The following is a 15,417-nucleotide window of genomic DNA, read 5'->3' as shown; positions in this document are numbered from 1 at the left end:
ACCCGCTACTTGTCGCAGGTCCTGATGCCGAGCGGCACATAGGCCGGGCAGAAACGGAAGACGGCGGTGAGCAGCATCACCAGGCCCACCGCCCCCACCAGCCACGCCCAGTCGCCGAGCCCCGCCAGGGCCGGCACGGCGCCGCCGGCGAACGGCACCAGCAGCAGAACGATTCCCACGACGAACCGCAGCACGCGGTCGATCCCACCCACATTCGGCGTCATTCGAGCCTCCTGATCCACGATATTACATTCAATGTTTTTAATGTAACAGGAAGTCAACGCCTGTTTTACCGAAGGTCACTCTGTCGCGGGCGCAGGGCCGCCCGCCGCGCGGAAGCGCTTCCCTCACGGGCGCGGGGAGATTAGACCGGGGCGGGACACCGGCCAGCCGGCTCCTGATTGCGCCAGATCGAGACTTTGCCAGCCATGACTCCCGTCACCGTCTTCAAGGACCGCACCGTCGCCCTTTTCGGGCTCGGCGGTTCCGGGCTCGCCACCGCGCAGGCGCTCCAGGCGGGCGGCGCCCGCGTGATCGCCTACGATGACGCGGAACCCTCCCGCCGCAAGGCCGGCGAGGCCGGGATCACCGTGCAGGATCTCCACGACATCGACTGGACGATCGTGGACGCCCTCGTCCTCGCCCCCGGCGTGCCGCTCACCCACCCCCGGCCCCACTGGTCCGTGGACCTCGCGCGCGCGGCCGGCGTCGAGGTGATCGGCGACATCGAGCTGTTCTGCCGCGAGCGGCAGGCCACCGCGCGGCGCTCGCCCCTCATCGCCATCACCGGCACCAACGGCAAGTCCACCACCACCGCCCTCATCACCCACATCCTGCGGGTCGCCGGGCGCGACGTGCAGATGGGCGGCAACATCGGCACCGCCATCCTCTCCCTCTCGCCGCCGAAAACAGGGCGGGTGCACGTGGTGGAGTGCTCCTCCTACCAGATCGACCTTGCCCCCTCCCTCGACCCCTCGGTGGCGGTGATGCTCAACATCACGCCCGACCACCTCGACCGCCACGGCACCATCGAGAATTACGCGGCGGTGAAGGAGCGCCTCATCACCGGTGTCGAGGGCGGCGGCACCGCCGTCGTCGGCGTGGACGACGACTTCTCCGCCGCCATGGCGGACCGCGCCGAGCGCGCCGGCAAGAACGTGGTGCGCCTCTCCATGCGCCGGCCCCTCGCCGACGGCATCTGGCGCGAGGGCGAGACGCTGGTGGTGTCCGAGGGCGGGGCCGAGCGCTTCCGCCTCAACCTCGGCGGCATCGGCGCGCTGCGCGGCGTGCATAATGCTCAGAATGCCGCCGCCGCCTATGCCGCCGCCCGCGCGGTGGGCGTGGCGCCGGAGATCATCGCCGTCGCCATGGCCCGCTTTCCCGGCCTCGCCCACCGCATGGAGCAGGTGGGCGAGAAGGGCGGCGTCCTGTTCGTGAACGACAGCAAGGCCACCAATGCCGACGCCGCCGAGCGCGCGCTGGTGAGCTTCGAGAACATCTTCTGGATCGCCGGCGGCAAGCCCAAGGCGGGCGGCATCGCCCCCCTCGCGCCCCTGTTCGGCCGCATCGCCAAGGCCTATCTCATCGGCGAGGCGGCCGAGGCGTTCGCGCAGACCCTCGGCAGCGCGGTCGCGCACGAGATCACCGGCACCCTCGACAAGGCGGTAGCCGCCGCCGCGCGGGACGCGGAGGCCTCCGGCCTCGGGCACCCGGTGGTGCTGCTCTCCCCCGCCTGCGCCAGCTTCGACCAGTTCCCCAATTTCGAGGTGCGGGGCGATGCCTTCTGCGACCTCGTGAAGGCCCTTCCCGGCGTGGAGATGCGCCCGCGCGCAACGCCGCCGGCGGCGCAGGTGGAGCCCCCGCGCTCCGGCCATCCCGGAATGCCGCCCCACGCCATGCCGAAAGGCATGGGACATCCGGGCATGGGACATCCCGGAATGGGGCATGGGGGAATGGGACATCCCGGTGGCGGACATCCCGGAATGGGGCACGGCAGCGCCGGCCACCAAGGAAAAAGCCACCCCGGCGCTCCGGGCAAGGAGCCGTCGGGCAGCCGCTGACGCTTTCGGCACCGGTCTCTGACCGGCGCCAAGCGTTGTGCGCACAGTGGATGGCCCGCGCGAGCGGGCTTCGCTCAAATGCCGCGGGGGCGTGGCCAAAGGCCCACAGGAACGGCCCAAGCGGAAAGCCCGCGGGCATCGAGGTCCCGCCCGCGCCGGGCGGCGGCCTCAGCCGCGCGGCAGGGCCCCGTTCAGGAACAGCCGGACGCAGCGGCGGACATGGGCCCGCCGCGCCTCGGGCGGCGGCCATTCGGCCGTCCCCTCAACCTTGGGCGCGGCGCTGAACACCATGTCCATGAGGATGCGCGCGGTCGCCGACGCGTCGTCCAGCACAAGGCGCCCGGCGGCCTCCTCGGCCGTCAGCCACGCGGCAAGCTCGGCGCGGGAACGGTCGGCGCCCATGCGCTCCAGGATCTCCCGAAGCTCGGGAAAATACGGCCCCTCCACCAGCACCAGGCGCAGCAGAGCGTGGCGGGCGCGATCCTCCTCGGGCGTGATATCCAGGCGGAAGATGGCTTCGAGCGCCTGCTCCAGCGGCAGGTGGCCATAATCCCCCGGCAGCGCCAGCATGCTTTGCCGGTGGGCATCCACCACCGCCTCGAACAGGTCGGCCTTGCCGGGGAAGAGACGGTAGAGCGTGCGCTTCGACATGCGGCATTCGGCCGCCACAGCGTCCATGGTGGTACCACCGTAACCGGACTGGACGAACAGACGGTAGGCCCCTGCCACGATGACGTCGCGCTGCGCTGCGTCGGGACTCGTCTTCGGCCGCCCCGGACCCCGCCGGGCCGCCGGCACCGTGGAACCGTTCTGAACGGCATCCTGCGCCTTGACAGGACCGGCGCGACGCATTCACCTCCCCCTCTCATTGACAGCGGCACCTGCCGACAATATGGGTAACTTAAAGTTTCCTAAACAGGGTTTCCAGTGCGTTTTCCCTGCCTCCTGTGGTCACGGCCTGAGGGCGGAGGCTTTGGTCGAAACATCTGCCGAAACGTCAGCGCTGCCCGGAGCCGCCGGCTTCCCGCGGGCACCGGCGCGTCGTGCCCCCACGGGGGTGAGAACCGCGTGAGCCGCTCCGTGCACCTGCATCCTGTCCCGCCTCTCTCCGCGCGGACCCGCCAAGCCGTGGCCGCAGTCCGCGCCATCGGCGGGCTTGCCCTCGCGGCGCTGCTCGCCGCCTGCGCCGTCGGCCCGGACTACGCCACCCCCGCCTTCGACCTGCCCGCCCGCTGGGGAGACCAGCAGCCCAGGGGCAAGGAGCCGGCGCCGCCCGCCCTCGCCCATTGGTGGGAGCGCCTGAAGGACCCGACCCTCAACGCGCTGATCGACACCGCCGTCGCCGGCAATCTCGATGTCGCCTCCGCCAAGGCGAAGATCCGCGAGGCGCGCGCCACCTACCGCGAGCAGGTGGGCGGCCTGTTCCCCCAGGCCGATTTCTCCGCCGCCGCCACGCGCGGGCAGAACGGCTCGCGGGTGGGCAACGACGGCACGGTGACGGTGGGCGGGCGCTACACCCAGTTCCAGGCCGGCTTCGACGCCTCCTGGGAGCTGGACCTGTTCGGCGGCAACCGGCGTGGCGTGGAAGCCGCCGGCTACGCCGCCCAGGCGGCCGAGGACGACCTGCGCGCCACCCTGCTCACCCTGGTGGGAGACGTCGCCTCCAACTACGTGGCGGCGCGCGGCTATCAGGCGCGCATCGCGCTCGCCGAGCGCACCGCCGCCTCCCAGCGCGAGACCGCCGCCCTCACCCGCACCAAGCTGGAGGCGGGCGCCGTCTCGGCGGTGGACGTCGCCAACGCCACGGGCCTCGCAGCCTCCACCGAAGCCAACATTCCGGAGCTGAAGGCGCAGCTCGCCCAGTCCATCCATCGGCTCGGCGTGCTCACCGGCCAGCCGCCCTCCGCCCTCGCGGCGCGGATCAATCGCGGCGGTCCCATCCCCAGCCCGCGCGCGTCCGTCACCAAGGGCGTGCCGGCGGACGTGCTGCGCAACCGGCCGGACGTGCGCCAAGCCGAGCGTACCCTCGCCCAGTCCACCGCCCTCATCGGCCAGGCCGAGGCGGCCCGCTACCCCGCCGTCAGCCTCACCGGCAACATCAACACGCTGGGCACCAAGGTGGGCGACCTCGTGCGCGGCTCCACCATCAGCTGGAGCTACGGGCCCACGCTGAGCGTGCCGGTCTTCACCGGCGGCCAGCTCAAGGCGGCCGTGGAAGTGGCGGAGGCGCAGCGCGACCAGAACTTCCTCGCCTACCACGCCTCCATCCTCACCGCCCTGGAGGATGTGGAGAACGCCGCCGTGGCCCTGAACCAGGAGCGCGCCAAGGCCGGCAAGCTCTCCCAGTCCGCCGCCGCCTATCGCGACGCCACGCGCCTTGCCCGCGCGCTCTACCAGAACGGCTCCACCAGCTTCCTGGAGGTGCTGGACGCCGAGCGCTCGCTCTATTCGGCGGAAGACTCGCTGCTGGTGAGCCAGGCGACCATCGCCACTGACTACATCGCCCTCAACAAGGCCCTCGGCGGCGGCTGGGACGGCGCCATGGACGTGACGACCCCCGCCGTGGTGGACGTGAACACCGGCCCGCACTTCGCCAAGCTGCAACCATGAGATGCCCGTGCCTCACCTTCTGACGCCGCGCGCGGCCCATGTCACCGCCCCTTCCGCTCCCCGCCCTGCCGGGAGGTCCCGTTGAGCGCCCCCCGCTCCGGCACGCGCCGGGTCATCGTCATCGGCGCGCTGGTCATCGCGGCTCTGGTCGGCCTTCTGGTGCTGAAGAACCAGATGCTCGCGCCCGAGCCGGTGCGCATGATGACCGCCCCCGTCACCCGCGGCACCATCGAGAGGACAGTGCTCGCCACCGGCACCCTCAAGCCGGCGAAGCTGGTGGCGGTGGGCGCCCAGGTTTCGGGCCGCATCACCGCCGTGAAGGTGCGGCTCGGCGACCGGGTCCACCAGGGCGACCCGGTGGCGGAGATCGATTCCGTGCCCCAGCAGAATGCCCTGCGCACCGCCGAGGCCGCGCTCGCCGCCGCCAAGGCCCAGAAGCAGGAGAAGGAGGCGAGCCTCGTGCTCGCCGAGCAGACCCTCGCCCGCCAGAAGAAACTGGTGCTCCAGACCGCCGTCTCCCAGGCCGATTTCGAGAGCGCGCAGGCCGAGGTCGCCACCACCCGCGCCCAGATCGCCGCCCTCGCCGCGCAGATCGCGGAGGCCGAGGTGGCGGTGGACACCGCCCGCGTGAACCTCGGCTACACCCGCATCACCGCCCCCATGGACGGCACCGTGCTCTACATCGTCAGCCAGGAAGGCCAGACGGTGAACGCCGCCCAGACCGCGCCCACCATCATCATCCTCGGCGACCTCGAGACCATGATGGTGCGCGCCGAGATCTCGGAGGCGGACGTGGTGAACGTGAAGGCCGGGCAGAAGCTCTACTTCAACATCATCGGCGAGCCGGACCGGCGCTACGAGGCGACGCTCGAATTCATCGAGCCGGCGCCTGAATCCATCACAAGCGACAGCGCGGTCTCCACCTCCTCCTCCAGCACCAGCAAGTCCAGTTCCTCTTCGTCCACCTCATCCTCGGCCATCTATTACAACGGCATCTTCTACGTGCCGAACCCGGAGGGCCGCCTTCGGACCTACATGACGGCGGAAGTGCACATCATCCTCGGCCAGGCCAAGGATGCGCTGACCATCCCCGCCGCCGCCCTCGGCGCGCGCCAGCGCGACGGCAGCTACACCGTGCGCGTGCTCGGGGAGGACGGAGAGGTTTCCACCCGCCCGGTGGAGATCGGGCTCAACAACAAGAACCGCGCGGAAGTGAAAAGCGGGCTCAAGGAGGGAGAGAAGGTGGTGACCGGCCAGCTCGCCCCCGGCGCGGCGTCGCCGAGCGCGGCCCGGCGCATGCCGCCCCCGCCCATGGGCCTGTGAGGACGCAGCCATGGGCGCGCCGCTGATCGAACTGAGCAGGCTTCGCCGGGAATATCCGGCGGGCGAAGGCGTGCTCACCGTCCTCAAGGACATCGACCTCACCATCGAGGAAGGGGAGATGGTGGCCATCGTCGGCGCCTCCGGCTCCGGCAAGTCCACGCTCATGAACATCCTGGGCTGCCTCTCGCGGCCCACCTCCGGCAGCTACCGCATCGCCGGGCGCGAGACGGCGGACCTCGGCCCGGACGACCTCGCCGCGCTCAGGCGCGAGCACTTCGGCTTCATCTTCCAGCGCTACCACCTGCTGGGAGAGCTCACCGCCCTCGGCAATGTGGAGATCCCCGCCATCTACGCCGGCTGGCACGCCTCCGCCCGCCGTGCCCGCGCGCTGGAGCTGCTGGGGCGGCTCGGCATGGGCGATCGCACCGGCCACCGGCCGGGTCAGCTTTCCGGCGGCCAGCAGCAGCGCGTCTCCATCGCCCGTGCGCTGATGAACGGGGCCAAGCTGATCCTCGCCGACGAGCCCACCGGCGCCCTCGACAAGGCCTCCGGGGAGGAGGTGCTGCGCATCCTCGACGAGCTGCACGCCGAGGGGAAGACCATCGTCATCGTCACCCACGACATGAACGTGGCCGCGCGCGCCGAGCGCATCATCGAATTCTCCGACGGCGCCATCGTCTCCGACCGGCGCACCGACAAGGCCCGCCACGCGCCCGCCGCGCCGCCCGACCCCGCCGAGCGCGAGGCCGTCGCCGCCGCCTCGTCCCGCTCCTGGCAGGCGCTGGCCATGCGCTTCCAGGAAGCCTTCCGCATGGCGCTGCTGGCCATGAACGCGCACCGGCTGCGCACCTTCCTCACCATGCTGGGCATCATCATCGGCATCGCCTCGGTGGTGTGCGTGGTGGCGCTGGGCGAGGGCTCGCGGCGCAAGGTGCTCGCCAACATCTCCTCCCTCGGTACGAACACACTGGAGGTGTTCCCCGGAAAGACCTTCGGCGACGTGCGATCCGGCAAGATCACCACCCTCGTGGTGGCGGACGCCAGGGCGCTGGAGGAGGAACCCTACGTGGCCGCGGTGACGCCCACCGTCTCCACCTCCAAGACCGTGCGCTTCGGGCCCACGGAGGCGAGCGCGCTGGTGAACGGGGTGGGCGCGCAGTATTTCGCGGCGCGCGGCAGCAAGCTCGCCCAGGGCGCCTTCTTCGACGAGGACGCCGTGCGCGCCTATGCGCAGGACGTGGTGATCGACGAGAACACCCGCAGGACCCTGTTCTCGGATTTCGCGGGCGACCCGGTAGGCCAGGTGATCCTGGTGGGTGACGTGCCGTGCCGGGTGCTGGGCGTAACCGAGCCGCAGCAGGGCGGATTCGGCTCCAGCCAGAACCTCTCGGTGTATCTGCCCTACACCACCGTGCAGGCACGCATTCTCGGCACCACCGCGCTGCGCTCCATCACCGTGAAGGTGAGCGACGACACCGACACCGAGTTGGCCGAGACCGCGGTGACGGACCTTCTCACCCGCCGCCACGGCACCCAGGACTTCTTCATCCTCAACACCGACGACATCCGCAAGACCATCACCTCCACCACCGAGACGCTGACCCTGCTCATCGCCGGCATCGCGCTCATCTCCCTGCTGGTGGGGGGCGTGGGTGTGATGAACATCATGCTGGTGTCGGTGTCGGAGCGGGTGGCGGAGATCGGCGTGCGCATGGCGGTGGGGGCGCGGCGCTCCGACATCCTCCAGCAATTCCTCATCGAGGCGGTGCTGGTGTGCCTCATCGGCGGAGTGCTGGGCATCGGCATGGCGCTCGGCTTCGGGGTGCTGTTCGCGCAACTGGGGTCGAACTTCACGCTGGTCTATTCGACGGCGTCCATCGTGGTGGCGTTCGTCTCCTCCAGCCTCATCGGCGGCATCTTCGGCTACCTGCCGGCGCGCAACGCCTCCAAGCTCGACCCGGTGGAAGCCCTCTCGCGGGATTGAGGCGCCCCCGCCCGACCGCGCGCACCACAACCTTTGCGCGCGCAACCCCTGGTCGATTAGAGGGCGGCGTGATAGTGTTCCCCATCGTCAGGCTGAAGCCTGCCCTGCTCTGCGCGGACATGAGGTCCCCGCCTTCTTCCGGCGCCGCGCGCACATGATGTGCCTGCGGCTCCCGCCTCGCGGGAGGGGCACATGGTGACGAGTGTCGGCAACAGTTCCACCAGCATCCTCACTTTGTTCCGCACCGGGGCGGACGGCGCTGCGGACGCGAACAGCGAGACCCTCGCCAAGATCCAGCAGCTGGCGAAGGAGGCCGAGCAACTGAAGGCCGGCGCCAGTGCCGCCCAGGTGCAGGGCGCGAGCGTGGCCACCAATGCCTGGATCGGCGCCTCGGAAGCGGCACAGCAGGCACCGGCGCCCCCCGCCGCGCAGACAGCCGCGACGGACGCGCATTCCAAAAGAGAGCGGTACGGATACAGAAATCCCATCCAGCTTGCTAATAGTATTCAGAAGTATAATGATGCAATTATAGCGCGAGCTGAACTGCAATCTGAACTCGTTGAGACTCAGGCGCGACTAGATGCAGCCACAAATCCGGACGAAACCGCAAGACTTACCAGGCGCACGGAATTTCTAGAAATATTCTCAGCTTACTACGAACAAATTTACACTGAATATCCGAGCGAGATCGAGGAGTCTGCTCGATGGATGAACTCCGCATGGAATATCGGAGGAACTCTCCTCATCAAGAATGACAATGGAACCTATGGGCTTGGCATTTTCTTCGTCAGACTGAAGGATAATGACGGAATGACGTATTATTCCGACAGAAACGGCTCCATCTGGAAAAATCAACGCCAGATGGTGGCCCAAGCCGACTCATGGCGCGAAGCCATCGTCACGGTAAACGGAAAAATGAAATATAGTCCCACATATGGATAGGCAGTATAGCTTTTGATGCGCGCCCACGCATCATGGGCGCGCATCCATGAGATCATATGTACGGAATTGTCTCCGTGAATACGAAATCTGAGTCTGTAAGCGTCATGGACGCACCATTTTCGATTAGAAATTCTATGGAGCCAATTTTTATGTTCAAATCCGAATCATTTTGAATTGTCAAGTTGATACTCGAAATATCGACAAGTCCAGTCTTATGAAGATATATCAGGTCCTCCCCCTGCGTGAAGTCCTTTATCGTATCGACATCCCAGCCTTCATAGAAATGGAACTGGTCACTTCCAGTACCCCCATTGAGCTCATCATTGCCCCCGAACCCATCCAGCCTGTCGTTTCCAGCTCCTCCAATTATCAAGTCCGGATTGGCGGCACCGCGCAGGGCGTCGTTCCCTCCCAGGCCGTCAAGCGTCATTCTGAGCATGTTTCCACTGGCATATTGCGACTCGCCAGCCCTCAGATAATTGTCGCCGTTGTTGCCCTTGACTCCGTTGATGTCGATAAGCGTGACGTCATCCAAATTCAGGGCGTTGCCGACGAGATAGGCGAGCTTACCAGGATCGGTATTCTCAATCCTCTCGATGCCGGACATGGTCGCGATGTTCACTTCATACCAGAAATAGGATGAACTCGGGTAAATAAGGAGCGTGTCCTGATCGGCGCCGCCATCATAGAACACGGGGTGATAGGCCATATTCGCGATGATCGTGTCGTTGCCATCGTCGCCATAGATATGGTCTGCCCCGAGACGCCCCCAGATGGTGTCATTGCCAGATCCGCCGAAGATGTAATCCGCACTGTCGGAGCCCTTGATCTCATCTTTCCCGCCGTCTCCATAGATATACCGCGCCCCCGCAGTTGTGGCGCCATCGAGTGTGATTCTATCATCGCCGTCATCCCCATGGACACTGGCGCTCTGCGCAAACGGCACGTTGATGATGTCGTTGTCCGCCCCGCCGCTGATAATGACGCTCGATATGGACGAGTTGGAAATCGTGATCGTGTCGTTCCCGCCATAGCCATACACGGACCAGGTGGCGTTCCATGTCGACACGTTGATCGTGTCGTTTCCGGCGGTTCCATACGTCGTTCCCATGACCTGCATCTCCCCAAGAAGCATGAGTGCAGGTGAACGCTATCATGGGTTGTAATAAAGCGGCACGACACACGTATAAATAGCACGGCCGTAGCAAGTGACCTTTCGTCACGCCCGCCACCGTTCAGGCGCGGGTGCCCCGTTCAGGCTCCTACCGGCGCGGTGCCGGCCTGTCCGGCTTCCCAGCCCAGTATCGCCCGCTTGCGGGTGAGGCCCCAGTGGTAGCCGGTGAGGTCTCCGCTCTTGCCCAGCACGCGGTGGCAGGGCACCACGAAGGAGATGGGATTCTTGCCCACCGCCGCGCCCACCGCCCGCGCCGCCTTCGGCCGGCCCACATGCTCGGCGATGCTCGAATAGGTGGTGGCGCGGCCCAGGGGAATGCGCAGCAGTGTCTCCCACACGCTGATCTCGAAATCGGTGCCGATGAAGACGATGCGCAACGGCTGGTCGCCGCGCCAGGAGGCGGGATCGAAGATGCGCGCCACCAGGGGCGCGGTGGCGGCCGCGTCCTCCACATAAGCGGCGTTGGGCCAGCGGGCGCTCATGTCCGCCAGCGCGGCCGCCTCCTCGCCCGCATCGGCGAAGGCGAGCCCGCACAGGCCCCGCGCCGTGGACATGGCCAGCGCCCGCCCGAACGGCGAGGGATGGAAGCCGTAGCGGATGACGAGCCCGGCGCCACCCGTCTTCCATTCCCCCGGCGACATGGCCTCGTGCACCACGAACAGGTCATGCAGGCGCCCCGGCCCGGACAGGCCCAGCTCCAAAGCGGCATCGAGCACGTTGGGACATTCGGCGACGATGCGCCGGGCGCGATCCAGCGTCACCGCCTGCAGGAAGGCCTTGGGGGTGAGGCCGCACCAGCGGCGGAACAGATCCGTGAGCGCGCGGGCGCTGACGCCGGCGGCGGCGGCGATCTCCTCCACCTCCGGCTGGCGGCGCACATGCCGGGAGATATAGGCGACCGCGTGGCGCACCACGTCATAATCGCGCGCCGCGATCTCGAGCGGCGTGGCGGGGGGCGCGATCATCGTGCCGGCGGCCGGGGGCGTGAAAAGGGCGGGAGCATCGAGCGCCAGCACGGGGGTGTCTCCATCTCGTCGAGCGTGCCCCATTCGAGCACCCGCGCCAAGGCCCGCCCACCCGATTTCGCCGGCATCGCCCCCTCAGCTCGGCGCCTTGCCGGCCGGCGCGCCGAACCGCTCGGAGAACACAAGGTCGTCCAGCGCCAGCCGTTTGCGCCAGCCGGCGCGCTCCAGGTCCGGCGTGCCCTCGAAATGGTCCACATAGCCCACGCACAGGAGCGCGATGGGCACGATGGGCTCGGGAATGCCGAGAATGCCGCGCAGGTCCTCGAGCGAGAGGATGGAGACCCAGCCCACCCCCAGGTTCTCCGCCCGCGCCGCCAGCCAGATGTTCTGCACCGCGCACACGGTGGAATAGACATCCATCTCGCTTTGGTGGGTGCGGCCCAGCACCACCGGCCCGGCGCGGTCGCGCTCGCAGGTCACGCACAGCAGCAGCGGCGCCTCGCGCAGCCCCTCCAGCTTCAGGGTGCGGTAGAGCTGCGCCCGCTCCGGCTCGAACATGGCGGCGGCTTCCGCATTGGCGCGGGTGAAGGCGGCGTGCAGGGCGGCCTTCGTCTCCTGCTCGCGGATCACGATGAAGTTCCACGGCTGCAGGAAGCCCACGGAAGGCGCGGCGTGGCCGGCGGCCAGCACCCGGCCCAGCACCTCGTCGGACACCGGATCGGGCAGGAAATTGCGGCGCACGTCCCGCCGCCCGGTGATGCAGCGATAGATGGCGGCCTGCTCCTCGCGGGTGAAGCTGTCGTCGCGCGTCATGGGCCTCCTCCGGGCCGGCGCATTCGGCCGGCAGTCTTATGCCCTCGGCTCCGGTCTTGGCCGGGCCGAGGGGGCTCGCCCAAAGGCCCGTGAGCGATGCGCACAGGCCCTTGGCATTGGCGCGCCGGCCGCGCCGGGGCGGGTGCGCGCTGCTCCATTCGGCGGCAATTCGCCGCACCCGTCAAGGTCGCGCCGCTCACATGGCAGGGCCCGCCGGAACGCCGATGACCCGCGCCACCGCATCGCGCCACAATGCGATGCGCCGCCCGCGCTCCGCCTCCGCCATCTGCGGCTCGAAGCGCCGCTCGCGACGCCAGCGGGCGGCGAAGAGATCCGGCGGCGGGAAGAAGCCGCTCTCCACCCCCGCGAGGTAGGCGGCGCCGAGCACCGTCGCCTCGCGCACATGGGGCCGGTCCACCGGCGCGCCAATGAGGTCGGCGAGGCGCTGCATGGTGAAATCGGAAGCGGCCATGCCGCCGTCCACCCGCAGCACGGTCTCGCTGCCGCCGGCGCCGGCCCAGTCGGCGTGCATGGCATCCATGAGGTCGAGGGTCTGGAAGCACACGCTTTCCAGCGCGGCGCGGGAGAGCTCGGCGGCGGTGGTGGCACGGGTGAGGCCGAACAGGGCGCCGCGCGCCTCCGGCCGCCAATAGGGCGCGCCGAGCCCCACGAAGGCCGGCACCAGGATCACGTCCTGCTCCGCGTCCGCCTGGGCGGCGAGGCGGTCGGCCTCGGGCGCGCTGGCGATCAGCTTCAGCCCGTCGCGCAGCCACTGCACCGCCGCGCCCGCGATGAAGATGGCGCCTTCGAGCGCATAGGTGCGCCGGCCTTCGAGCTGGCAGGCAATGGTGGTGATGAGCCGGTGGCGCGAGGCGACCGGGCTCTCGCCGGTGTTGAGCAGAGCAAAGCAGCCGGTGCCATAGGTGGATTTCACCATGCCCGGCCGGAAGCAGGCCTGCCCCACCATGGCCGCCTGCTGGTCCCCCGCCATGCCGCGGATGGGAATGGGCGCGCCGAAAAAGGCGGGGTCGGTGCTCCCGAAATCGGCGGCGCTGTCGCGCACCTGCGGCAGCATCGCCGCCGGCACGCGGAACAGGGCCAGCATCTCCGCGTCCCACCGGCCGCGGTGAATGTCGAACAGCAGCGTGCGGGCGGCATTGGTGGCATCGGTGGCGTGCACGCGCCCGCCGGTGAGGCGGAACAGCAGGAACGAATCCACGGTGCCGAAGGCCAGCTCGCCCCGCTCCGCCCGCCCCCGCGCGCCGGGCACGGTGTCGAGGATGTGGGCGATCTTGGTGGCGGAGAAATAGGGATCGATGACGAGCCCGGTGGTGGCGCTCACCTTCGGCCCTTGCCCGGCGGCGATGAGGCGGGCGCAGGCATCGGCGGTGCGCCGGTCCTGCCACACGATGGCACGGTGGATGAGGCGCCCGCTGTCGCGCTCCCACACCAGCGTGGTCTCGCGCTGGTTGGTGATGCCGATGGCGGCGACCTCGGCGGGGCTCGCGCCCGCCGCCTTCAGCGCCGCGCGGGCACAGGCGAGGGTGGTGGACCAGATATCCTCCCCCTCCTGCTCCACCAGGCCCGAGGCTGGGAAGTGCTGGGGCAGCTCCTCGCGCGCCTCGGCGGCGACGGAGGTGTCGGGCCGCACCAGCAGCGCGCGGGAGGAGGTGGTGCCCTGGTCCAGGGCCAGAATGTAGCGGTCCATCTCGCCTCCGCGCCCTGGCGCGTTTCCCCGCTTCATGAAACGGGGAAACGCCCCGGATTCTTGAGTTAACGCGTTTTCTTCACGCGAACCGGTTCCCACTTCGCTCGAAAACGCTCCGGAGCACTTCCCCGCTTCATGAAACGGGGAGACGCCCCGGATTCTTGCGTTGACGCGTTTTCTTCACGCGAACCGGTTCCCACTTCGCTCGAAAACGCTCTATTTCCGCCGGGCCACGCGCAGCGCCATGTAGGTGGCGAGGGCCGCCGCCTCCTGGATGTCGAGCCGGAGGCCGAGCTTGGTGCGCCGCCACAGCACGTCATCGGCGGTGTGGGCCCATTCGGTGTCCATCAGGAAGTCCACCTCGCGCTGCCACAGCTGCGCGCCGAACCCCTCGCCCAGGTCGTCCTTGCCGGTGACGCCCTCCAGCAGCGCATGGGCGCGGGTGCCGTAGGCGCGGGCGAACCGGCGCAGCAGGAGCCCGTCGAGCGCCGGAAAAGCGCGGCGCAGCTCCGCCAGCAGGGTCTCGAAGCCCTGGCGCGGGAAATCGCCGCCCGGCAGGGTCGAGCCGGCGGTCCAGGGGCCGGAGGTCACGGGCAAATGGCGCGCGAGCTGCCCCAGCGCCGCCTCGGCCAGCCGGCGGTAGGTGGTGATCTTGCCGCCGTAGACGGTGAGCAGCGGCGCGGCGCCGCCGTCGAGATCGAGGGAGAGGAGATAGTCGCGCGTGGCGTCCTGCGCCTTGCCGCTCCCCTCGTCGTGGAGCGGGCGCACGCCGGAATAGGTCCACACCGCATCCTTCGGGGTCACCGGCGCGGGGAAATAGGCGTTCACGGCCGCGCACAGGTAGGACAGCTCCTCCTGCGTCGCCGCCACGTCCTCCGGGCGCCCGTCATAGTCGCGATCGGTGGTGCCGATGAGGGTGAAGTCGTCCTCGAACGGCAGGGCGAACACGATGCGCCCGTCGCCGTTCTGGAAGATGTAGCCGCGATCGTGCCGGAACAGGCGCCGCACCACCATGTGGCTGCCCTGCACCAGCCGCACGCGCGCGCCCTGGGGCACCCCGGCCGCCGCGCGCACCCCGGCGACCCAGGGGCCGGCCGCATCCACCAGCGCCCGCGCCCGCACCTGCCGGGGTTCGCCGCCGTCGAGGATGGAGACCACCCAGAGGCCGCCCTCGCGCCGGGCGCCCGTCACCGGTGTGCGCGGATGGATGCGGGCTCCGCGATCCGCCGCGTCGCGGGCGTTGAGCACCACGAGGCGGGCGTCATCCACCCAGCAGTCGGAATATTCGAAGCCGCGGATGAAGCCGGGCCGCAGCGCCGCCCCCGCCGGATCGCGGCGCAGGTCCAGGGCGCGGGTGGGCGGCAGCTGGCCGCGTCCGCCCAGGTGATCGTAGATCCACAGGCCGAGCCGCAGCATCCAGGCCGGCCGCATGCCCGCCCGGTGCGGCAGCACGAACCGCAGCGGGTGGATGATGTGCGGCGCCATGCCCCACAGCACCTCGCGCTCCTCCAGCGCCTCGCGCACCAGCCGCAGCTCGCCGTGTTCCAGGTAGCGCAGCCCGCCGTGGATGAGCTTGGTGGAGGCCGAGGAGGTGCCGCAGGCGAGATCGCCCTTCTCGAACAGCACCACCGAAAGGCCGCGCCCGGCGGCGTCGCGGGCGATGCCGCAGCCGTTCACGCCGCCGCCGATGACGAGGAGGTCGAAGATCGCGTCGGCGTCGTGGATCTGCGGCGTTGCGACCATCACACCTGCTCCCGCCCGCCGCGCCGGGCCCGAAAGGGGGAATCGGCGGCGCGCGGGGGAGACCATGGCGGCTCACCCGCGCGCGTCAACCTCAA

At 69.1% G+C, this 15,417-nt stretch carries 11 protein-coding genes and 1 pseudogene; 5 read left to right on the top strand and 7 right to left on the bottom strand.

Going from position 1 to position 15,417, the window contains the following annotated elements; translation table 11 throughout:
- Nucleotides 1-5: 5 nt before the first annotated feature.
- Complete coding sequence (locus V5F75_RS05980) at nucleotides 6-224, bottom strand: YgaP family membrane protein (RefSeq protein WP_394033546.1); 219 nt, start codon at nucleotides 222-224, stop codon at nucleotides 6-8.
- A gap of 204 nt (nucleotides 225-428) precedes the next feature.
- Between V5F75_RS05980 and murD the strand changes: the two are divergent.
- Nucleotides 429-1,814: pseudogene (gene murD, locus V5F75_RS05975) on the top strand (UDP-N-acetylmuramoyl-L-alanine--D-glutamate ligase); the annotation flags it as partial.
- A gap of 414 nt (nucleotides 1,815-2,228) precedes the next feature.
- Here murD and V5F75_RS05970 read toward each other — a convergent pair.
- A complete protein-coding gene (locus V5F75_RS05970; RefSeq protein ID WP_394033545.1) occupies nucleotides 2,229-2,912 on the bottom strand; it encodes a TetR/AcrR family transcriptional regulator in 684 nt (227 codons plus the stop codon).
- Between the two features lie 276 nt (nucleotides 2,913-3,188).
- Here V5F75_RS05970 and V5F75_RS05965 point away from each other — a divergent pair, with 276 nt between their 5' ends.
- From V5F75_RS05965 to V5F75_RS05950, 4 genes are all read left to right on the top strand, one after another.
- Complete coding sequence (locus tag V5F75_RS05965; RefSeq protein ID WP_394033544.1) at nucleotides 3,189-4,670, top strand: efflux transporter outer membrane subunit; 1,482 nt, start codon at nucleotides 3,189-3,191, stop codon at nucleotides 4,668-4,670.
- An 81-nt stretch (nucleotides 4,671-4,751) separates the two neighbouring features.
- Nucleotides 4,752-5,993, top strand: coding sequence for an efflux RND transporter periplasmic adaptor subunit (locus tag V5F75_RS05960; protein WP_394033543.1), 1,242 nt, complete (start codon nucleotides 4,752-4,754; stop codon nucleotides 5,991-5,993).
- Nucleotides 5,994-6,003: 10 nt separating this feature from the next.
- Entirely contained in the window at nucleotides 6,004-7,977 is a 1,974-nt protein-coding gene (locus V5F75_RS05955; protein WP_394033542.1) for a MacB family efflux pump subunit, read from the top strand.
- 192 nt (nucleotides 7,978-8,169) lie between these two features.
- A complete protein-coding gene (locus V5F75_RS05950) occupies nucleotides 8,170-8,919 on the top strand; it encodes a hypothetical protein (protein ID WP_394033541.1) in 750 nt (249 codons plus the stop codon).
- A gap of 52 nt (nucleotides 8,920-8,971) precedes the next feature.
- Here the strand turns inward: V5F75_RS05950 and V5F75_RS05945 are convergent, their stop codons facing one another.
- From V5F75_RS05945 to glpD, 5 genes are all read right to left on the bottom strand, one after another.
- On the bottom strand, nucleotides 8,972-10,030 hold the full coding sequence (locus tag V5F75_RS05945; protein ID WP_394033540.1) for a calcium-binding protein: 1,059 nt from the start codon (nucleotides 10,028-10,030) through the stop codon (nucleotides 8,972-8,974).
- Between the two features lie 143 nt (nucleotides 10,031-10,173).
- Nucleotides 10,174-11,058, bottom strand: a complete 885-nt coding sequence (locus tag V5F75_RS05940; protein WP_394033656.1) for a methylated-DNA--[protein]-cysteine S-methyltransferase — start codon at nucleotides 11,056-11,058, stop codon at nucleotides 10,174-10,176.
- A 135-nt stretch (nucleotides 11,059-11,193) separates the two neighbouring features.
- Complete coding sequence (gene bluB, locus V5F75_RS05935; RefSeq protein WP_394033539.1) at nucleotides 11,194-11,871, bottom strand: 5,6-dimethylbenzimidazole synthase; 678 nt, start codon at nucleotides 11,869-11,871, stop codon at nucleotides 11,194-11,196.
- Nucleotides 11,872-12,067: 196 nt separating this feature from the next.
- Complete coding sequence (glpK, locus tag V5F75_RS05930) at nucleotides 12,068-13,579, bottom strand: glycerol kinase GlpK (RefSeq protein WP_394033538.1); 1,512 nt, start codon at nucleotides 13,577-13,579, stop codon at nucleotides 12,068-12,070.
- A 216-nt stretch (nucleotides 13,580-13,795) separates the two neighbouring features.
- Complete coding sequence (gene glpD, locus V5F75_RS05925) at nucleotides 13,796-15,322, bottom strand: glycerol-3-phosphate dehydrogenase (protein ID WP_394033537.1); 1,527 nt, start codon at nucleotides 15,320-15,322, stop codon at nucleotides 13,796-13,798.
- Nucleotides 15,323-15,417 lie beyond the last annotated feature (95 nt).

Origin of the sequence: Xanthobacter albus (genome assembly GCF_043194895.2) — a bacterium.
Classification (GTDB): domain Bacteria; phylum Pseudomonadota; class Alphaproteobacteria; order Rhizobiales; family Xanthobacteraceae; genus Xanthobacter.
The sequence above is the reverse complement of the archived record's forward strand: the minus strand, read 5'-3'. Positions and strand labels throughout refer to the sequence as shown.

Bases quoted from the DNA above. Each gene is read 5' to 3' on its own strand.
- V5F75_RS05950 (WP_394033541.1), top strand. From the start codon at position 8,170: ATGGTGACGAGTGTCGGCAACAGTTCCACCAGCATCCTCACTTTGTTC.
- glpK (WP_394033538.1), bottom strand. From the start codon at position 13,579: ATGGACCGCTACATTCTGGCCCTGGACCAGGGCACCACCTCCTCCCGC.
- V5F75_RS05970 (WP_394033545.1), bottom strand. From the start codon at position 2,912: ATGCGTCGCGCCGGTCCTGTCAAGGCGCAGGATGCCGTTCAGAACGGT.
- V5F75_RS05940 (WP_394033656.1), bottom strand. From the start codon at position 11,058: ATGATCGCGCCCCCCGCCACGCCGCTCGAGATCGCGGCGCGCGATTAT.
- V5F75_RS05955 (WP_394033542.1), top strand. From the start codon at position 6,004: ATGGGCGCGCCGCTGATCGAACTGAGCAGGCTTCGCCGGGAATATCCG.
- glpD (WP_394033537.1), bottom strand. From the start codon at position 15,322: ATGGTCGCAACGCCGCAGATCCACGACGCCGACGCGATCTTCGACCTC.
- bluB (WP_394033539.1), bottom strand. From the start codon at position 11,871: ATGACGCGCGACGACAGCTTCACCCGCGAGGAGCAGGCCGCCATCTAT.
- V5F75_RS05945 (WP_394033540.1), bottom strand. From the start codon at position 10,030: ATGGGAACGACGTATGGAACCGCCGGAAACGACACGATCAACGTGTCG.
- V5F75_RS05980 (WP_394033546.1), bottom strand. From the start codon at position 224: ATGACGCCGAATGTGGGTGGGATCGACCGCGTGCTGCGGTTCGTCGTG.